A 19,262-nucleotide genomic window follows, 5' to 3' on the forward strand; every position below is an offset into this window, starting at 1 on the left:
CCGCGCGGCACTGATTGGAGACCCCATGGCCAACATCTACAGCTCCACCACCTTTATGGAGCACAACGCCCACCCCGACTACAAGTACGAGATGGACACTCCCACCCATAGCCACGACGGCATCAATCCGAGTTGCGGCGACGAGCTCACGCTCCAGCTCCGCGTGGAGGGGGATGTCATCGAGGAGGCGAGCTTTACGGGGCACGGCTGCGCCATCAGCCAGGCCTCGGCCGACATCATGGCCGAGCTCATCACGGGAGAGACCGTCGAGGAGGCGCGCCGCCTCTCGGGACTCTTCCTCGCCATGATCCGCGGCGAGAAGCTCTCCGAGGAGGATCTTGAGGACCTCGACGAAGCCGCGCAGCTGAAGGACATCTCGCACATGCCCGCGCGCGTCAAGTGCGCCGAGCTCGCCTGGCGCACCCTCGACGGCATCCTCGACGCAGCCGCCTAGGAGGCACGAAGTCCCTGTCCCCTTGCCCCGGCGCCATACCGGCACAGGGGGACAGGGCTTTGCACCGGGCTTTTGGGTACACTGCCTACACTGCCCCAGAGACCGAAGCGACAGGAAGCCACCGTGTCCCGCCCCACCGACGAACATCAAGCGCAGACCGAGCGCGCCGGCGGCGCATCGCAGCCGCGGCGCTCCGGCGCGCCCAAGCTCTACGTGGGCGACGCGTGGTCTTCGCGCGACCGCGATGCGGACCGCTCCTCGCTCAAGCAGGTGCGCTTCACCTTTGTCATCCTCGCCGTGGTCGCAGTGGCCTACGTTGTCTACCTGGTGCTAAGCGGCCAGGCCGACGACTTCTTCCGCGCGCTCGTCGGCGTGGACCTCAGGTGGATCGTCGCCGGAATCGCCTGCTTCCTCCTCTACTACGTTTTCGGCGTTCTCGCTTTCGCAGTTCTCGCCGCGCTCGACCACAACTCTCCCGTGGGGTACCGTGACCTCATGAGCGTCGAGACGTCAGGCGTGTTCTTTATGCGCCTCACCCCCGGCGGCGCAGGCGTCATTCCCTCGCAGATCTACCGCCTCACGCGCGCCGGTCTCTCGTTTGCCGACGCCACGGCACTGCAGTCTGTGCGCTTTACGCTCTACGAGGCGGGCGAGGGAATCTTTGCCGCAATCATGCTCGCGTTCTGCGGCGGCTATTTCCTTAAGACCTTTGCCGACGTGCGCATCCTCGGTCTCGACGTGACCTGGATCGGCATCTTTATCTTTGCCGTCAAGTTCGTACAGGTCTCGGGGGCGATTCTCATCTGCCTGCTCCCCGGGCCCATCAAGGTGATCGCGCACGCCGGCCTGCGAGCGGGTCGCACGGTGCGCGTCCTCAACGAAGACCGCTACCAGCGTCTTCTCGACACCGTGGACACGCAGGTCGACACGTTTGCGCGCGCCTTCCGCAATGGCGCCGCCCATTGGCGCGTCATGCTCGTCGCCGAGCTCATCACCCTGCTTCAGCTCGGGTGCATGTACGCCCTCCCCTACTTTGTGCTCCGCTCCTTTGGGCTAGAGGCCGACCTCCTCATCTGCCTTGCCTCGGGTTCGCTGGTAGAACTCCTGGTAAACGCCATTCCACTGCCCGGAGGCGCAGGCGGCGCCGAGGTGGGGTTTACGTACCTCTTTGGCAACATGTTCGGTTGGCACCTCTCCGCCGGGCTTGTGATCTGGCGAAGCGTCGAGTACCTGCTGCCCGTGCTCATCGCCGCACCCTGCATGGGCATGCGCTCCGCCTCGGGCGAGAGCATCTACCATCGCGCTATGCGCTGGCGCGCCAACCTGGGCCGCCTTATCCGCCGCGACCGCAGCGGTATCGAGCGCCCGCAGGGCATCTCCTACAAGCCGCAGCGCGGCAAGGGCAAAAAGCGTGACAAACGCAACAAGGGCTGAACTTGCGCCGCAACGCCACCCCTCCTCAAAGCTTGTATAGCTAACACTCCGCTACTCCATGCGGAGCAAAGTGGACAACGCTTTGTTCCGCCCACATCCGTCGTGTCGCGGTACAATGGTCCTGCATGTCAGTGCCCGGCGGTGTCTCGCCACGCTGTCGGGGTTTACCACGAAAGAGAGGAGAGGCATGCAGTACACAGCAGAAGTGGAGAACATGTGCCCCGTTGCCAAGGGCGCATACCACGGCCCGGCGCCCATCCCCGAGGAGGGTGCCTGGGTTCAGGCCAAGGAGATCTCTGACATCTCCGGCCTCACGCACGGTGTGGGTTGGTGCGCCCCGCAGCAGGGTGCCTGCAAGCTCACGCTCAACATCAAGGAGGGCATTATCGAGGAGTGCCTCGTCGAGACCCTCGGCTGCTCGGGTATGACCCACTCCGCAGCCATGGCCTCCGAGATTCTCCCCGGCAAGACCATCCTCGAGGCGCTCAACACCGACCTCGTCTGCGACGCCATCAACGTTGCCATGCGCGAGCTCTTCCTCCAGATTGTGTACGGCCGCAGCCAGACCGCGTTCTCCGAGGGCGGCCTGCCCGTGGGCTCCTCGCTCGACGACCTCGGCAAGGGCCTGCGCTCGCAGATCGGCACCATGTTCGGCACCAAGGCCAAGGGCGCTCGTTACCTCGAGCTCGCCCAGGGCTACGTCACCCGCATGGCGCTCAACGACAAGAACGAGATCATCGCGTTCGAGTTCCTGAACCTCGGTAAGTTCACCGACGCCCTCAAGAAGGGCGCCACCCCCGAGGACGCCATCCAGGGCGCCATGGGTCACTACGGCCAGTGGGACGCTGCTGTCAAGTACATCGATCCGCGCACCGACGAGGAGACCCACTCCGTCGAGTCCGTGTTCCCGGTTCACGAGTAGAAAGGGAGGGAACGAATAATGGCTGTTAGCTTCGAAGGTTACGAGCGCCGCATCGACAAGATCAACGCGTGCCTCGCCGAGAACGGCATTTCCTCCCTCGAGGAAGCCGAGCAGATCTGCCTCGACAAGGGCGTCAACCCCCGCGAGATCGTGGCGGACGTCCAGTCCATCGCGTTCGAGAACGCCAAGTGGGCCTATACCCTCGGTTGCGCCATCGCCATCAAGAAGGGTGCCAAGACCGCTTCTGAGGCCGCATCCATGATTGGTGAGGGCCTCCAGGCCTTCTGCGTGCCCGGCTCCGTTGCCGAGGACCGCAAGGTCGGTCTCGGTCACGGCAACCTCGGCGCCATGCTCCTCGGCGACGATACCGAGTGCTTCGCCTTCCTGGCCGGTCACGAGTCCTTCGCGGCCGCTGAGGGCGCCATCGGCATCGCCAACAACGCCAACAAGGCCCGCAAGAAGCCGCTTCGCGTCATCCTGAACGGCCTCGGCAAGGACGCCGCCCAGATCATCGCCCGCATCAACGGCTTCACCTATGTGAAGACCCAGTTCGACTACTTCACGGGCGAGCTCAAGATCGTCGAGACCATCCCCTACTCCGATGGTCCGCGTGCCGCCGTTAACTGCTACGGCGCTGACGACGTCCGCGAGGGCGTTGCCATCATGTGGCACGAGAACGTCGACATCTCGATCACCGGTAACTCCACCAACCCCACGCGCTTCCAGCACCCCGTTGCGGGCACCTACAAGAAGGAGCGCCTCGAGGCCGGCAAGAAGTACTTCTCCGTGGCCTCCGGTGGCGGCACCGGCCGTACGCTGCACCCCGACAACATGGCTGCCGGCCCCGCCTCCTACGGCATGACCGACACCATGGGTCGTATGCACTCCGACGCCCAGTTTGCCGGCTCCTCCTCGGTGCCTGCGCACGTCGACATGATGGGCCTCATCGGCATGGGCAACAACCCCATGGTCGGTGCGACCGTCGCCTGCGCCGTTGCCGTCAACGCCGCGCTCAACGCGTAAACACGCGTCCTCGGGATTCGGACGCCCTGCCGCCTTGAGCATGTCTTGAGGCGCCCGGGCAATTTCGAAACACCGCGCCGCCGCACGGGAAACCGTGTGGCGGCGTTTTAGTTTTGCCGACCTCTTACCCGTGCCTCTGCGCACGAATCGCCCCCGTTGTCCGGCGGTGCACGCAGCCTGGCGCATTGCACGGACTGTTGCCCGACTCCCGGGACGTTTTGCGCCGCAATGAACCCGGTAATGAACCCGCAAATGCGCACCTGTCATAAGTACAGGTAGAGGGACGTACATTTCTCCGTGCAATGAACCCATGCCCCCTGTTTTGGCCTCAGCAGTACATTTTCGGGTTCATTGCGCGCGATAACGTACAGGGCGCAGCCGCACTCCGCTGCGCATCGGGCAGGCATGCACATCTGATGGGGCATTCCGAAACGTCGTCCTGCCGCCATCCCATTGGGCTCAAAAGTAACCAGATACAAATAAAGCCCCTCGGAAGGGGCTGAAAGTTCGTGGTGGACCGTCAGGGATTCGAACCCTGGACCTTGGGATTAAGAGTCCCCTGCTCTAGCCAGCTGAGCTAACGGTCCAACTATGTTCGGAAACTGATGGGGTGGGTACAGGGACTCGAACCCTGGACCTACGGGACCACAACCCGTCGCTCTAGCCAACTGGGCTACACCCACCATGTCTCCGTGCGCGTTGCGCTAGGCTATTATGGCAGGGATTCTTCTTTGGTGCAACCCCTCATTTCAAAGAATTTTTCAGAGTGGTCAAAGTCATATGCTGACCAGCGAAAACAACTCAAACGGGCGGCAGCATCGCCATCAAAACAAGGGCCAGGCTAGTTCTACCGCTGCGCAGCGATGCGCCCACGGCGCCACAGGCGCGCTACCACATACGAAAGAACAACGCCGGTGGCTGCGCCGCAGCAATCGAGCAGGACGTCCGTTACCTGGCCGGAGCGGCCCGCCACGGAGAGCTGGATAGTCTCGTCGATCGAGGGCACGAGCACGAGCAAGATTGCGAGCGCGGCAAGCCGCCGGCGCTCGCCGGTGTACCTCCGGTCGAGCGCGCGCGTGGCCACGATGCCCAAGAGACAGTACTCGCTAAAGTGGGCCGTCTTGCGCACCAAGAAGTTCGTCACCCACTCGTACGGCAGACTTAACCCCGCCAAAAAGGACCGCACCGCATCCACGACCGCAAGGCTCAGGCTGCCGCTCCCCGACCCCGGGACGAGCGAGTTACCCCAAATGAACGCGATGACGGCAACCGTAACCACAACCCACGGCAGCGAAACGCGACGCACGGGTTACGCCTCCGCCCGCAGACGCGGCATGGAGGCCGTACCGCCCTGGATCACCTTGAGGTACTCATGGCTCGCGCGACGCACGCTCGTAGAGGGCACCTGGTCGAACTCCTCCTCGATGAGGTCGTTCACATGGGTGTGGCGCTCGGTGGCGCGCGCCCCCTCATCCACAGCCGCCGCGCGCTCGGGGCTCGGCGGAACGGGCGTGGGCTGCGTCATGGCAGTAGTCGTGCGGAGATGCTTGCCCACGTAGGCAGGAGCAGCAGGATACGCATCTTGCACGGGTGCCTCCTCAACCTCAGTAATGATGGAGAGGGCGGCTGCCCACATGTCCTCATGGCCGGTGTAGTCGCGCATGGGCACCGTGCCGGTGTCCTCGGACGCGTCTGCGCCCGCAGACGTCACACCAGAAGCTGCAGACATAACCGGCATGGGCGTCACGGGCACGGGCGCCGCATCGCCAGCCGCGGGAACCTGCGGCTTGAGCGAGGCGCCGTCGAGCGTGTCGAGCGAGGCGAGCGCCTCCCGACGCGCGGCGTCGGTATCGAGCGCGTGCTCGTCGGCCGCAAGATCGGCCGTCTGGGGCTCTAAGGAGACCGCAGACGTCACCGCAGTCGTAGCCGGCCCTTCTGCACCCGCAAGCGCCATAAAGACGGCCGTCGCGCTCTCGGGAGAAAGCACAATGGATGCAGCAGACGGTGCGCCCAATGCCGGGCCTGCCGCCGCGCCGGCCGAAGCGGCAGCCGCCGCCTCCCCTGCCTGTGCGGCGCCGGCACCCCGCGCACTCTCGCGCCGAAGCTCCTCAAAGGCAATCTCGTAGATATCCTTGGAATAACGAGGGTCGCAGCTGATGGGCGAATCCTCGTCGAGCATCGCGTCGATCTCGGCCCATGCCTCATCCTCGCGCGGTGCGCCCTGTGCGCGCGCAATCACCGGCACGCCCTTGGGCGCGCGATGCCCGCCAAAGAAGCGCTCGATATCATCGTCATCCGCAGACCGCGTCGCCTCGGCCTCAAAGCCCGAAGAGGAGACTTCCTCCTCGGCACGGCGCAGCGCATGGTGCTCGATCGCCCAAGCAGATAGCGTGGTCACGCCCGTGCCGGCGAGCATGCCGACGGCGAGCGGCAGGGCCGAGGACGCCACGGCGCGGTGCGCGCCGTCAAACGGCAGTGTCGCCGCAAACGCGAGCGCCGGAACCGCCAAGCCGATTCCGCACGAGAGCCCAGCGGCGACCGCACGCACGCGACTGCATTGAGAAGCCATGGCGACACTCCTTCAACCACGCCGCCCGACAGCAGCCGGACGAACGATCCAAACGATCTCGCGCTAGAAACGGTTGATGAAGCTGCGGGAATCCCCCGCGCAACGGATGTGGTTCGATTCATCTGCGTTTTCCGTCGCGATTGACCCCATTATGCGAGAGGATTTTGCAAAATGCAAGCTCAGCGTGCCATTTGAGGCAACAGAAGGCACGCCTCAAAAAGCGGTGCAGGCACGGCGCTTCCCCGCCCGCGCATTCGGCGGCGCCGCACCCGGCCCAGGGGGCGTCAAACGGCAGGAGCCGGGCCCCGTCCACCCTACACGGCAGACGAGAGCCCGGCTCCACAAGCAGTGCAAAGCGCGACCGCGCCACCCAGAAGACTACAACTCCCCGTGCTCCTGAGCGCGCTTGGCCGAGCGGATCAAGAACTCGCTGTTGGAGTTGGTGCCGCGCAGCCCCTTGATAAAGGCGGATGCGCAGCGCTCCGTGTTGCTCATGCTCGCGAGCACGCGGCGGATACCCCACACAAACGGGCGCATTTGCTCGTCGATCAGAAGGTCCTCGTTGCGCGTGCCGGATGCAATGGGGTCGATCGCCGGGAAGATGCGGCGGTCGGCAAGGTCGCGGTCGAGCTTGAGCTCCATGTTGCCCGTGCCTTTGAACTCCTCAAAGATCACCTCGTCCATCTTGGAGCCCGTGTCCACAAGGGCCGAAGCCAAGATGGTGAGGGAGCCGCCGTTCTCGATGTTGCGGGCGGCGCCGAGGAAGCGCTTGGGCGGATAGAGTGCGGCGGAATCCACGCCGCCCGAGAGGATACGGCCCGACGCCGGTGCGGCGAGGTTGTAGGCGCGCGCGAGGCGGGTGATGGAGTCGAGCACCACCACAACGTCGCCGCCAAGCTCCACGATGCGCTTGGCGCGCTCGATCACGAGCTCGGCCACGCGGGTGTGGTTGTCGGCCGGCATGTCAAAGGTCGAAGCCACGACCTCGCCCTTGATGGAGCGCTTCATGTCGGTGACTTCCTCGGGGCGCTCGTCCACCAGCAGGCAGATTACGTGCACCTCGGGGTTGTTGATGGCGATGGCCTGGCAAATCTTCTTGAGAATGGTGGTCTTGCCGGCCTTGGGCGGCGAGACGATGAGGCCACGCTGGCCCTTGCCCACGGGCGCCACGATGTCGATGGCGCGCCCGGTGATGGAATCCTTGCCGTGCTCCATCTTGAGCGGCTCGTTGGGATAGATCGGCGTGAGGTCGGCAAACTTGGGGCGGACCTTGATCTCCTCGGGGTCGAGGCCGTTGACCGTACGGATCTTGGCGAGCGCCGGATACTTGTCGTTGGCGCGCGAGGGGCGCACCGTGCCCTCGATGTAGTCGCCGGGACGCAGGCGGGCGGCGCGGATGAGGTTGGCGGGAACGAAGGCGTCGTCGCGACTCGGCATGTACCCGTGCACGCGCAGGTGGCCAAAGCCCTCATTGCCGAGCTCGAGCACGCCCTCTACGTCGCGGAAGCCCTCGGCGCGAGCGTTGGCGTTGTAGACCTCCTCCACGAGCTCGGGCTTCTTCTTGCCGGTGGGGTCAATCTCGAGCTCGCGCGCCTTCTCGCGAAGCTCGGCGACCTTCATGGCCGCGAGGTCCTCGCGCGAGAGGCTCGGCTCGGTGGGCACACCGTAGCGGTTGTTGCGCTGCTTGCCGTTGCGCTGCTGGCGCTTGTCGCGGCGATCGTTATGGCCGGCGCCGGCATTCTCGGAGCCGGCCTGCGAACCCTGCGCCGCGTGCGTGCGGCGATTGGCGCGTCGGTGGCCGGCACCATCCTGGGCGGGCTTGCCCTCGTCGCCCGAGGCGGGCTCGCGGTGGGACTCCGGGGCGTCCGTCTTGGCAGAGGCATCACGGTCGGTCCGCTTTTCCGCCGCCTTGCCCTCGGCAGCCTGCTCAGCCTTGGCTGCCTTGGCGCGGCGGCCGCGTCCCGGGCGAACATCCGCCGCGGGCGTTGGCGCAGCCTGGTCTTCGCCGCGAGTACGCTCCGATGCGGCAGAATCCTGCTGCTTGGCATCACCCTCGCCCTGATTCGCGGTGGCCTCCTGCTGAGCGCGCGCAGCAGCGAGAGCCGCAGCAGCGGCGGCGCGCTCGGCCTCTACATAGGCCTTGGGCTTGCGACCGCGGCGGTGTGGGCGCAGCGCAGGATCGACGAGGGGAATGGTTATCTCGCCCGGAGCAACGGGCGCCACGGGTGCAGCGGCGTCGGCAGCGGCAGGCGCTTTGGCAGCCCGCTCCCCCGCCTTCTTGCGAGTCGGCGCGGCGATCATCTCGGCAGCCTGCTCGGCCGCACGGCGCTGGCGACGCACCACCGAGGCCTGCGACACCTGCGCGAGTGCGCGGGCCTGGGCAACCTCGGGGCTGAGCTCGGCCTCGGGAGCGGCAGCGGAGGCATCGGCCGCAGAGGCTGCCTTCCGGGTGCGACGCGTGCGCTTGGGCGCCGGCTTGGCGTCATCCCCCGCCTGAGGCACATCGGAGGTCTCGGCGCTTGCGACCGCGGCGGGCTTGCGACCGCGGCGGCGCGGACGCTCGGATGCCTCGGGCGCGGCTGCATCGGACGTGTGCGACGCAACATCGGCCTCCCCCTCCGCGGCAGCCGGAGCTGCCTTCGTACGCGAGGTGGAACGAGGCGCAGCCGGGGCAGGTGCGGGCGTGCCCTCAACCGGGGCGGGCGCAGAAGCTCCCTCAGCCGATACCTGCGTGGATTCGTGTTCGTCTGCCACTTGTATCTGCTCTACTTTCTCTCAGTCGGCTGTATTGCACTGCGCAACCGCCGACAGCTGCAACACGCCCAAGACCGCCGCAGCGCGGAGCATTCCCGCGCCAATTCATGCAACCTGACTCCCGCTTGGTACGATAGATACACAGATACACAACGATGCGGTGCGATGATTAGGCTGTAAACAGGGGTGCTTGGGCACTTTGGGCGATTGTACCACAAGCTTCTAGAAAAAAGCTGATGTATTATCGGGCGCTCCCCGGAGAACCACCCAGCGGTTCCTTATGCGACAATCCGCAGCAACTGCGAGGGCGGTGATGGCGTTGTCACAGATTGTCACCTAGCGCCTGGCCTGCTCCGACCGGCGGACGCTCGTGCCGCCCTCCCTGGCCCGTAGGTACAGACCCACCGTCTCCCTGTCGTGCACGCGGACCTCCCGTCCGGACGCCGGGGGCGTCCAACGTTTTGTCCGCGGTCCCCTTGCTTCAATCGCTCTGTCCGATTCCCTCTGCTAACACGTAACTCGCCCAAACCCTTGCGTCCGATTCCTTCTGCTAACAGGGGTCCAATTCTTTCTACTAGAAAGAATCAGTCGAAAAACAGCGGCAAATCGACCGATTCTATCTAGTAGTAGGAATTAGACAGCGGAATGACGGAAATAACTGGACCGCAGGACAACAACAATGGGGCAACAGGAGCAGCCGAAAAGGAACAGCAGGCAAATGGCAGCCGAATAATCCGCTGGAGCGAACTCTTGCCCCACCAGCAACACGCCTAGTTGTCGCTCGGCTCCTCCACCAGATAAGCAAAGCGCTCCTCAACGTCCTCCTCGGAGCAATCAAAGGCAACGGCAAGCTCCTCTACGGAGCGGCGATGCGCCTCCTTGAGGACGCGCGTGTAGTAGCTGCTCGGCTTTTTGGCGTTGCGCTCGGCCTCGCGGATGCGATGGCGCATAGTCTTGGCAACCAGCAGCGTATCGGGCATACCATGTTTGATGAGCTGCTTAAAGTGCGTCTCCTCGAGCGAGCTGTTGCGCTCGGTAAAGGAGTCGCACTCCATAGAGTCGTACCCCTCGATGAGCCGTTCGGCCTCCTCGCGCGAGACGGTCGGGTGCAGCCGGTCGGATTGCGCGACGGGGTAGAGCATGCGCGTCTTGGCATGTCCCTGCCGGCACTCCAGGACGAGCATCGGCGCGGGGCCGCCCTCTTCGTAGCCCATGACCGTGCAAACGCCCTGCCCCGGGTGGATAACGTGCTCACCGATTGAAAACATGCTGCCTCCGTCTCATAAGCTCAGTCATATAAGAATACCACGTTTACGTGCTCTTTTGATGATATGCTACACATTCTGCGCACATTTGAGCTGCGCTTTCTCTTTCATAGACCCACCTTCCGCACCGCGCTCCCGGCATTCCGGGCGTGCCACAGCGCACGCGCTCCGCACAAGATGTGCTAGAGTATGCGAGCGTATGGATATAGGCTGCGAGCTGCGGATTCAACTGCCAATGATGGAAGGCCGCTCGCGGTTGCGATGCTCGAGGAGGATGCATGCCCGAGAAGATCGAGGAGCTGGTGCGCGCTGCGCTCAAGGCGGCGCAGGAAGCCGGCGAGCTGGCCGAGTTCGATGTGCCCGATTGCGGCATCGAGCGCCCGGCCGACACGAGCCATGGCGAGTGGACCTCCACCGTGGCGCTGCGCTCCGCCAAGCTTGCCCACACCGCGCCCCGAAACGTGGCCGAGGCCATCGTTCGGCATCTGCCGCAGGGCGACATCATCGACCATATTGAGGTTGCGGGCCCTGGCTTCATCAACTTCTACCTCACCGTTGGCGCCCGCTGCACCGTCTTTGCGGAGGCTCGCGCACAGGGTGCCGACTTTGCGCGCTCCAACGTGGGCGGCGGCCAGAAGTGCCAGGTTGAGTTTGTCTCGGCCAACCCCGTTGGTCCCATGCACGTGGGCCACGGGCGCTGGGCGGCGCTCGGCGACTCGCTCTGCCGCGTGATGGAGCATGCCGGCTACGACATCGAGCGCGAGTTCTACATCAACGACCACGGCTCGCAGATGGACGTCTTTGGTCGCTCGCTCGTAACCCGCTACCTGCAACTCGAGGAGCTCATGCGCACCCGCGGCATATCGCTCGACGAGGCCCACGAGGCGCTCGAGGCCGACCGCGTCGCCTACGTGGACGACGAGGAGGGCGCACACCCCGAGGAGCACCCCTACGCCACCGCCTTTAACGAGACGCTCGGCGGCAACGCCTATGGCGGCGCCTACATCATCGACGAGGCCGCGCGCTTTGTAGCCGACGACGGCGACCGCTGGGTCGGCGCCGACGAGGACGAACGCCTTATCGAGTTCCGCGAGCGCGGCTACGCCCACATGCTCGACGACATCAAAAAGACCTGCGCCGACGCCAACTGCACCTTTGACGTGTGGTTCTCGGAGCGCACGCTCTATGAGCGCGACGAGAGCGGCACCAACGCCGTTGAGCGCGCCTTCCAGGCTTTGCGCGACATGGGCTACCTCTACGAGCGCGAGGGGGCGCTGTGGTTCCGCTCGACCGATCTCGGTGACGACAAGGACCGCGTCCTCGTAAAGGCCAACGGTGAGTACACCTACTTTGCGAGCGACGTTGCCTACCACTGGAACAAGTTCCAGCGCGTGGAGCACGTGATCGACATCTGGGGCGCCGACCACCACGGCTACATCAAGCGCGTGGCGTGCGTGTGCGACGCCCTCGGCTACCCTGGCCGCTTTGAGGTGCTGCTCGGTCAGCTCGTGAACCTGCTGCGCTCGGGCAAGCCCGTGCGCATGTCCAAGCGCCGTGGCACCATGGTGACCTTCCGCGAGCTCCTCGACGAGGTGGGCTCCGACGCCGCCCGCTACACGCTCATCAGCCGCTCCTCCAACCAGATGATCGATTTTGACATCGACGCGGTAAAGGAGAAGAGCAACGCCAATCCCGTCTACTACGTGCAGTACGCGCACGCCCGCATCTGCTCGATCCTGCGCCGCGCCGCCGGTGTGACCGCTGAGGAGGCCGAGCAGCTCGGCATGGACGCGGTGGCCGCGCGCGCCGTGGGTGAGAACGTTGACCTGGCGCTCCTGACCGATCCCGCGGAGCTCGCCCTCGCTCGCAAGCTCTCTGAGCTCGAGGAGCTCATCGCGAGCTGTGCCCGCGACCGCGCACCCTTCCGCCTCACGCACTACGCCGAGGAGCTCGCCGGGCTCTACCACGCCTTCTATCACGATTGCCAGGTGCTCCCGAGCGAGGGACGCCCGGTTGCCGAGGAACTCTCTCGCGCGCGCCTTGCCGCCTGCGACGCCGTGCGCATCGTGCTCGCGCTCGTGCTCTCGCTCGTGGGCGTCTCGGCGCCGACGAGCATGTAGGCAGAAGGCTCCGCGAGACGCTCTGGCCGCACAACGCCAACGTGGCACTACGGGGGATGGGCCCAGATGCCCATCCCCTTTTTGTATAGGGACGAGAATGGGGCGCAAGCTCCCCGACGCCCCAGCAAGCCAAACGCCCGCAGGCCAACCGGGCCTATAATGCTCTGAGAAAACCGACCGCCAACCGCAAAGGAGCACCCATGGCAGAGACCCTCAACGCTGGTATGACGCGCGACGAGGCGTATGCCCTTCTTGCCGCGCACAACCACGACGCTTTCCACCTCGAGCACGGCGAGACCGTGGAGGGTGTCATGCGCTATTTCGCTCGCGAGATGGACCCCGAGAACGAGGAGTTCTGGGGCATCGTGGGACTTCTTCACGACGTGGACTGGGAGGAGTGCGCAGACGAACCCGAGCGCCACTGCGTCGACGCCGCGGCGATGATCGAGGAGGCAGGTGGCACCCCCGAGCTCATCCGCGCCGTGCAGAGCCATTGCTCGGACTTTAACCCGGATCTCCCCCGCCCCGAACTCGAGATGGAGAAGGTCCTCTTTGCCTGCGAGGAGCTCACCGGTCTCATTGGCGCCGCAGTGGTGATGCGCCCCTCCAAGAGCGTCATGGACTTTAACGTTAAGTCGCTCAAGAAGAAGTTCAAGGACAAGCGCTTTGCCGCGGGCGTCAACCGCGACACGATCCGCCACGGTGCCGAGATGCTCGGCTGGGAGCTCGACGAGCTCTTTGCCCGCACGATCGAGGCCATGCAGTCCTTTGCCCCCGACCGCGACACGTTTGGCAAAGACGAGGCGGCAAAGTAGGCCGCGCTGTCGCTAGATGTCAACTCGACACGGAAAACTGTGTACGGCTGGCAGCACACACGGTAGACGCCTATGTTCGTCGGAAGAAGGTGCAGGTAGAGGACTTGCACGATTTTCCTCTACTCGACAGGCCGCCTTCCATACACAGTTTTCCGTGTCGAGTTGACACATGACTCAGACACGAGAGCGACGACCCGCCGCACCGCGGCGGGTCGTCGCGCGAAAGCCATTGCTCAGAGCCGCCCTAAGCGTAGGTGCCCCGCATGCCATCGCCCATGGGGTAGACCACAGCGTGTGCGCAGGTGCCGGCACACGAAACGGTCAGGTTCTCCGCCACCGGGAACCACCGCGTGGCGAGCGCACGGGCACCGTCGTTGGCAAAGACCTCCACGGCGGAGCTATCCACCAAAACACGCAGGGTATCGAGGCGCTCGAGCGGCACGCGCCGCTCCGTGCGACCCGCACCGAGCCCCTGCTGCGCGCCTGGCACAGCGTCGAGGAAGCGCAGCACGAGCTCTCCCCCGCTCCACGAGACCTCAAGAACCCCGTCGAGGGTGAGCGTGAACGGCCCTTCCACGCCCTCAACCACCACGTCGGCTCGATGCTCGCCCAGCGCGGCGCGCGGGTTTGCCGCAAGCCCCACGGGCTCGCCGCGAAGCTCCGCAAGCTCCGGCACCGGCACCTGGGCGATACCGCCGTCCGCGCGGCGGCTGAGCACGCGCGGGACCGTGAGGCAGTGACACCAGGTCATACCAGCGGGCGCGCTCGTATAGGGCGCCTCGGGCATGCCCATCCAACCGATGAGGATGGTGCGGCCTGCATTGTCAACAAAGGTCTGCGGTGCGTAGAAATCAAAACCGCTGTCCCAGCGTTCAAAAAGATCCGGATCCACCGTCTCGGCATCGATGAGCCGCTCGCCCGCTGCAAGCGGGATATAGCCTGCAACGTCGCGCAGCCCGCCCGACCACGCGTGGTCGGCCATGCCCTGAGGGCAGATGGAGAGGTACTCGGCGCCGTCGAGCGCAACGCGGTCGGGGCACTCCCACATAAAGCCAAACGCCTCGGTCGGCCGCACGATGCGATGGAGCGTCCACGCTAGACCGTCGTCCGAGCGGTAGATGAGCGCCATGCCCTTGTCAAAGAGGTCGCGCGCGCCAAGGAGCATCCACCACACGCCGTCTTGCCGCCACACCTTGGGATCTCGCACATGGCACGAGCAGACGGACGGGTAATCGGCGTTGCGCATAAAGACCTGCTTGGGCGAGAGGGTAAAGCCGTCCTCGCTCTCCACGCGAATCTCGTTGGCCTCGCGACCCGCATGGATGTAGTCGTAGTTGCCGGGGAGCTTGACGTTGCCCGTGTAATAGAGGCGCATAAGGTCGCCGCCATCGGACGCCGCGTCCGGCACGATCGCCGCGGAGCCCGAGTACGCGCCCGACGCCTCCTCGGGGAGCTCGGGCGCAATCGCCATCCCGTGCTGCTCCCAGGTCACCAGGTCGCAACTCGTAGCGTGACCCCACCCGCGCGGAGCGTGTGGCTCGGGCCACGTGGGGCTGTACTGAAAGAACACGTGGTAGACCCCACGGAAGTGGCAGAGGCCGTTGGGATCGTTGAGCCAGCCGGTAGGCGGCATGATGTGAAATCCCATGCGCCAGCGATCTGCGTTCATAACGGGCCTTTCTATTGAGCCCGCCGTCTTAGGACTGCGGGCGAGGACGAACAAATCAGATATGGCGAAGCGCCGCTGCAGAAGGGTAACAACCGCAGCGAGACGCCAAGCGGCGCGGGCACCCCGGCCATCTTAGCCAGAGCGCCCGCGCTGCGTGCAGCTACGCTGCCTCGGTCGAGCCTTCTGCCGACGGATCGCGGTAGAGCACGAAGGTCAATCCAAAGGAGGCGGCCGCCGCGATCGCAAACATGATGACATACTGCACGGGCTGGTTGAGGCACAGCAGGATGCCGAAGATGCCCGTCACGCCCGTGCCGGAGGCTGCGAGGCCCACGATGCTCGCAAACATCGCGCCCAGGCCGCCGCCGATGCAGCCGGCGATGAAGGGCTTGAAGAAGCGCAGGTTCACGCCGAAGATGGCGGGCTCGGTGATGCCCATGAAGGCCGACAACGAGGACGGCAGGGCAAGCGAGCGGATCTTGACGTCGCGGGTCTTGAGGGCAACGGCGAGCGCGGCGCCGGCCTGGCCGATGTTGGCGGCGCTGGCGAGCGGCAGCCAGTAGGTCACGCCGTAGCTCGCGATCTGCCCGAGGTCGATGGTGGTGTACATCTGATGGATGCCCGTGACGACCGTCGGCGCGTACAGGGCGCCCATGATGAGCGAGCCGATGCCAAGCGGGAGCGTGAGCAGCACCTGGATGGCCCCGAGGATGGCGTTCTCGGCCCAGACGAAGATCGGGCCGACGGCGATCATCACGATGTAGGCCGTCGCGGCAACCGAGACGAGCGGCGTCACAAAGAGGTCGAATGCCTCGGGCACGACCTTGTGCAGGCGCTTCTCGATAAAGGCCAGAATACCCGCTGCGATGACGATGGGGATAACATGGCCCTGATAACCCGTCCACTCAATGGAGTAGACACCAGGGATCACCGGGAAGGTCTGCAGAACGCCATCCGTAGCCACGGTGTTGGCGTTCTGGAGCGCCGGGTTGATGAGGATCATGCCCATGACGGCGCCGAGGTAGGGGTTTGCCCCAAAGGCACTCGCCGCGGAGAAGCCGATGAGAATCTGCAGGAACGTAAACGCCGTATTGGAGACGAGGTTCAAGATCTGATACCAGGCGTTATCGGTCGAAAGCGTGATAAAGCCGTTGCTGTCCATAAAGGAGAGCGCGCTCATGATGCCGAGAAGCAGGCCTGATGCCACAATCGCCGGGATAATCGGCACAAAGACGTCGCCCAGAAGCTTGATGGCACGCATGAAGGGGTTCTTCTGCTGCTCGGCCGCTGCCTCCTTGGCCTCAGCCTTGGTGGCAGCAGTGATGTGTCCGAGCTTGATGAACTCGTCGTAGACCTTATTGACCGTGCCGGTGCCGTAGATGACCTGCAGCTGCCCGGAGGCCTTGAAGTTGCCCTTGGCGCCGAGCGCGTCATCGACCTTCTTCTGGTCAACCTTGCTGTCGTCGGCGATCACGAGCCTGAGCCTCGTGGCGCAGTGCGCTGCCGAGACCACGTTGTCGGGACCGCCGATGGCGTCGAGAATCTGACGCGCGGCCTCTTGGTAATCCATTGCCATGCCAACCTCCCTATCGGTTGCGATTCCACGCTGCAAGCGTTTAGGCGTCTTGCGTGTATGTGGAATCGTTCTCACACTTAGTGATATAGCGTGTAGCACGCATGCGTGTAAGCATGCTCCGGCGAACGGTTAGAAATTGTCGGTAAACGTCATTATCGCTGGCCTAGTCTGCATCAGGCGGTGCTGCGATGCACGCTTGTGTGCCGCATCTCTTCTGAAACCAATATGGAATCGATTCCGCATTGAATAACCCAGTACTCTCTATCGATGCCCGGCCCGCGATGTCTCCTATGCGCGCGTGGAATCGCGCGGGATGACCTCAAAGCCCATCTTGATCTCGCGCGGGATGCGGTCCGAGCTCGTCATGAGCCCCACGAGCATCTTAGCTGCCTCGATGCCCGAAGTCTTGTAGTGGTAGGAGACCGTCGTGAGCCTGGGCGTGATGACCTGCGAGAGCTCGCTGTCGCCCACGCCCGCCACCTGCACCGCCTCGGGCACGGCGATGTCGGCCTCGCGCAAGCAGGTAAGCGCGCCGTAGGCGATAGAGTCGGTGGCGCAAACGATGGTGTCGATGCCCAACTTGCGCTCGAGCAGCTGCTCGCAGGCGGTATAGCCCGCATCAACGGAGAAATCGGCCACGATCTGCGCCTCGGGCGGGCACGCAATCCCCCGGTCGCGACACGCGGCGAGAAAGCCCTCGTGGCGGCGCTTGCCCGCGGCCACATCGTCCTCCAAAACGCCGATGTACGCCGGACGCTCGCCCCGCTCGAGCACCTGCTCGGTTAGCTGGTAGAGCGCGCCAAAGTCGTCCTGGTAAATGCACCATTGGCCGGCGAGCTCCTGATCGAGCACCACGAGCGGCACGGGGAGCGAGGCGATGGCCTCGCGGTGCGCGCGCGTAAAGACCGTGCCGATGAGGATGACCCCGTCGACCCGCCCGCCCTCAGAGAAGAGACGGAGAAACCCGACCTCGCGCTCGGGATCATTATCCGTGTTGGCAAGGAGCACCTGGTAGCCGGCCTCGTTGAGCACCGACGAGATACCCGCGACCATCCGACCCACCGAGGCGGAGTTGATCTTGGGGATGACCACACCCGCCACGCGCGTCTTGCCCGTACGGAGCGTCTGCGCCTGGCGCGAGGGGACGTAGCCCGTCTCGTCGATAACCCGGCGGATGGCGGCGCGCTTCTCCTTTGAGACGTAGCCGTCGTTGAGATAGCGCGACACCGTGGCGCGCGACACACCGGCCATCTTCGCGATCTGGTTGATATCCATGGAGCCTCCTCGCCTACGCGCAAGAGTCTACCACGGCGCCCTACGGCGGAAGGTGCGTCGGAGTGCCGCGCAGCAGGCCACAGCGCCCTACTACGGCCGAACCTGACCGGTGCCGCGGATGACGTACTTGTAGGTGGTGAGCGCCTCAGCTGCAAAGGGCCCGCGGGCATGCAGCTTCTGGGTGGAGATGCCGATCTCGGCCCCGAGGCCAAACTCCCCTCCGTCGGTAAAGCGCGTCGAGGCGTTGGCATAGACGGCCGCAGCGTCGACCTCGGCGAGGAAGCGCTCACACGCCTCCGGGTCTTCGGCCACGATGGCCTCAGAGTGGTGCGTCCCGTAGCGGTTGATGTGCGCGATGGCCTCGTCGAGCCCTGCAACCGCCTTGACCGAGATCTCGAGCGCAAGGTACTCACGACCCCAGTCGTCGGGCGTTGCGTCCACAAAGCGCGCGAGAACCTCCTCCCCCGCTGCCTCGGCAGCCGCGCGTGCCACCGCGTCTCCGTGGATGGTCACGCCCGCCGCGGCAAGCTCGCGGAGCATCTCGGGCAGAAAGGCCAAAGCCACCGCCTCGTCCACCAGCAGCGATTCGCAAGCGTTGCACACGCCCACACGCTGGGTCTTGGCGTTCATCACGATGGCACGCGCCTTGGCAAAATCGGCGCTCTCGTGCACGTAGACGTGGCAGTTGCCCGTACCGGTCTCGATCACGGGCACGGCCGCCTCGCGTACGCAGCGCTCGATGAGCCCCGCCCCACCGCGGGGGATGAGGACGTCGACCACACCGCGAAGCCCCATGAGCACACCTGTGGCGGCGCGATCGGTGGTCTCGATGATGCTCACCGCAGCGCGCGGCAGCCCGCAGCTCGCCACCGCATCGGCGAGCACATGGGCGATGGCCACGCACGAGCGCTGCGCCATCGAGCCGCCGCGCAGGATGCAGGCGTTGCCCGTGCGGATGCAGATGCCTGCGGCGTCGGCCGTGACGTTGGGGCGCGCCTCGTAGACCATGGCCACGAGCCCGAGCGGCACGCTGACGCGGGTGAGGTCGAGCCCGCAATCGATGGTACGCCTCTCCAGCACGCGGCCCACCGGGTCGGGCAGGTCGGCGAGGGCCTCGAGCCCCGCGGCCATGCCCTCCATGCGCTCCGGGGTGAGGAGGAGTCGGTCGAGCAGGCCCGCATTGGTGCCGGCAGCGCGGGCGGCGTCCATGTCCTCGGCGTTTGCCGCGAGAATCTCGGGCTCACGGTTGCGCAGGGCAGCTGCCATGGCGCGCACGGCGGCCACGCGTTCCCCGTCTGATGCGCGACCGAGCGGCACGCTCGCCGCCTTGGCCTCACGGGCCAGGTCTTCTACATAGGTAGTGATATCCCGGGACATAGGTCCTCC

The 19,262-nt window shown here is 65.1% G+C and carries 14 protein-coding genes, 2 tRNA genes and 1 pseudogene; 6 read left to right on the top strand and 11 right to left on the bottom strand.

Annotated elements, in window-relative coordinates; translation table 11 throughout:
* Positions 1–25: 25 nt before the first annotated feature.
* From sufU to B5G20_RS06745, 4 genes are all read left to right on the top strand, one after another.
* On the top strand, positions 26–454 hold the full coding sequence (gene sufU / locus B5G20_RS06730) for a Fe-S cluster assembly sulfur transfer protein SufU (RefSeq protein WP_087356098.1): 429 nt from the start codon (positions 26–28) through the stop codon (positions 452–454).
* Between the two features lie 123 nt (positions 455–577).
* The gene (locus B5G20_RS06735; protein ID WP_087356099.1) at positions 578–1,888 is read left to right on the top strand and encodes a lysylphosphatidylglycerol synthase transmembrane domain-containing protein; all 1,311 of its coding nucleotides are present in this window, start codon (positions 578–580) and stop codon (positions 1,886–1,888) included.
* Positions 1,889–2,075: 187 nt separating this feature from the next.
* Positions 2,076–2,810, top strand: a complete 735-nt coding sequence (locus tag B5G20_RS06740) for a hypothetical protein (RefSeq protein WP_087356100.1) — start codon at positions 2,076–2,078, stop codon at positions 2,808–2,810.
* An 18-nt stretch (positions 2,811–2,828) separates the two neighbouring features.
* Positions 2,829–3,833 (top strand): GGGtGRT protein, encoded by a 1,005-nt coding sequence (locus B5G20_RS06745; RefSeq protein WP_087356102.1) that lies wholly within the window; start codon positions 2,829–2,831, stop codon positions 3,831–3,833.
* 510 nt (positions 3,834–4,343) lie between these two features.
* On the opposite strand, the gene B5G20_RS06750 is transcribed toward B5G20_RS06745, so the two are convergent.
* The 6 genes from B5G20_RS06750 to B5G20_RS06770 form a co-directional block, all read right to left on the bottom strand.
* A tRNA-Lys gene (locus B5G20_RS06750) sits at positions 4,344–4,420 on the bottom strand.
* Between the two features lie 19 nt (positions 4,421–4,439).
* Positions 4,440–4,516: transfer RNA gene (locus tag B5G20_RS06755), tRNA-His, on the bottom strand.
* Positions 4,517–4,680: 164 nt separating this feature from the next.
* A complete protein-coding gene (locus B5G20_RS06760; RefSeq protein WP_204207694.1) occupies positions 4,681–5,139 on the bottom strand; it encodes a VanZ family protein in 459 nt (152 codons plus the stop codon).
* 3 nt (positions 5,140–5,142) lie between these two features.
* The gene (locus B5G20_RS10470) at positions 5,143–6,402 is read right to left on the bottom strand and encodes a hypothetical protein (RefSeq protein ID WP_204207696.1); all 1,260 of its coding nucleotides are present in this window, start codon (positions 6,400–6,402) and stop codon (positions 5,143–5,145) included.
* 378 nt (positions 6,403–6,780) lie between these two features.
* Positions 6,781–9,156 carry a transcription termination factor Rho gene (gene rho, locus B5G20_RS06765; RefSeq protein ID WP_087356104.1) on the bottom strand — a complete coding sequence of 792 codons (2,376 nt, stop codon included), beginning with the start codon at positions 9,154–9,156 and terminating at the stop codon, positions 6,781–6,783.
* Between the two features lie 770 nt (positions 9,157–9,926).
* On the bottom strand, positions 9,927–10,424 hold the full coding sequence (locus B5G20_RS06770) for a CarD family transcriptional regulator (protein ID WP_087356108.1): 498 nt from the start codon (positions 10,422–10,424) through the stop codon (positions 9,927–9,929).
* 275 nt (positions 10,425–10,699) lie between these two features.
* On the opposite strand from B5G20_RS06770, the gene B5G20_RS06775 reads away from it, so the two are divergent.
* Both B5G20_RS06775 and B5G20_RS06780 read left to right on the top strand, forming a co-directional pair.
* Positions 10,700–12,541: an arginine--tRNA ligase gene (locus tag B5G20_RS06775; protein ID WP_087356110.1), complete on the top strand. Its 1,842-nt coding sequence runs from the start codon at positions 10,700–10,702 to the stop codon at positions 12,539–12,541.
* Between the two features lie 200 nt (positions 12,542–12,741).
* Positions 12,742–13,356, top strand: a complete 615-nt coding sequence (locus B5G20_RS06780) for an HD family phosphohydrolase (protein WP_087356112.1) — start codon at positions 12,742–12,744, stop codon at positions 13,354–13,356.
* A 244-nt stretch (positions 13,357–13,600) separates the two neighbouring features.
* Here the strand turns inward: B5G20_RS06780 and B5G20_RS06785 are convergent, their stop codons facing one another.
* The 5 genes and pseudogenes from B5G20_RS06785 to B5G20_RS06800 form a co-directional block, all read right to left on the bottom strand.
* On the bottom strand, positions 13,601–15,025 hold the full coding sequence (locus tag B5G20_RS06785) for a glycoside hydrolase family 32 protein (RefSeq protein WP_087356114.1): 1,425 nt from the start codon (positions 15,023–15,025) through the stop codon (positions 13,601–13,603).
* A 160-nt stretch (positions 15,026–15,185) separates the two neighbouring features.
* On the bottom strand, positions 15,186–16,601 hold the full coding sequence (locus B5G20_RS06790) for a PTS transporter subunit EIIC (RefSeq protein WP_204207698.1): 1,416 nt from the start codon (positions 16,599–16,601) through the stop codon (positions 15,186–15,188).
* Between the two features lie 288 nt (positions 16,602–16,889).
* The gene (locus tag B5G20_RS06795; protein ID WP_255377022.1) at positions 16,890–17,702 is read right to left on the bottom strand and encodes a trehalose repressor; all 813 of its coding nucleotides are present in this window, start codon (positions 17,700–17,702) and stop codon (positions 16,890–16,892) included.
* Positions 17,703–17,750: 48 nt separating this feature from the next.
* Positions 17,751–17,885, bottom strand: a pseudogene (locus tag B5G20_RS10630) (LacI family DNA-binding transcriptional regulator); the annotation flags it as partial.
* An 81-nt stretch (positions 17,886–17,966) separates the two neighbouring features.
* Positions 17,967–19,253: a glutamate-5-semialdehyde dehydrogenase gene (locus B5G20_RS06800; RefSeq protein WP_087356118.1), complete on the bottom strand. Its 1,287-nt coding sequence runs from the start codon at positions 19,251–19,253 to the stop codon at positions 17,967–17,969.
* Between the last annotated feature and the right edge of the window lie 9 nt (positions 19,254–19,262).

The sequence above is a fragment of the Collinsella sp. An7 genome, from assembly GCF_002159335.1.
Taxonomy (GTDB): domain Bacteria; phylum Actinomycetota; class Coriobacteriia; order Coriobacteriales; family Coriobacteriaceae; genus Coprousia.

Coding starts and splice junctions, on each gene's coding strand:
- B5G20_RS06770 (WP_087356108.1), bottom strand. CDS start 10,424: ATGTTTTCAATCGGTGAGCACGTTATCCACCCGGGGCAGGGCGTTTGC.
- B5G20_RS10470 (WP_204207696.1), bottom strand. CDS start 6,402: ATGGCTTCTCAATGCAGTCGCGTGCGTGCGGTCGCCGCTGGGCTCTCG.
- B5G20_RS06785 (WP_087356114.1), bottom strand. CDS start 15,025: ATGAACGCAGATCGCTGGCGCATGGGATTTCACATCATGCCGCCTACC.
- B5G20_RS06745 (WP_087356102.1), top strand. CDS start 2,829: ATGGCTGTTAGCTTCGAAGGTTACGAGCGCCGCATCGACAAGATCAAC.
- B5G20_RS06780 (WP_087356112.1), top strand. CDS start 12,742: ATGGCAGAGACCCTCAACGCTGGTATGACGCGCGACGAGGCGTATGCC.
- B5G20_RS06740 (WP_087356100.1), top strand. CDS start 2,076: ATGCAGTACACAGCAGAAGTGGAGAACATGTGCCCCGTTGCCAAGGGC.
- sufU (WP_087356098.1), top strand. CDS start 26: ATGGCCAACATCTACAGCTCCACCACCTTTATGGAGCACAACGCCCAC.
- B5G20_RS06800 (WP_087356118.1), bottom strand. CDS start 19,253: ATGTCCCGGGATATCACTACCTATGTAGAAGACCTGGCCCGTGAGGCC.
- B5G20_RS06790 (WP_204207698.1), bottom strand. CDS start 16,601: ATGGCAATGGATTACCAAGAGGCCGCGCGTCAGATTCTCGACGCCATC.
- B5G20_RS06775 (WP_087356110.1), top strand. CDS start 10,700: ATGCCCGAGAAGATCGAGGAGCTGGTGCGCGCTGCGCTCAAGGCGGCG.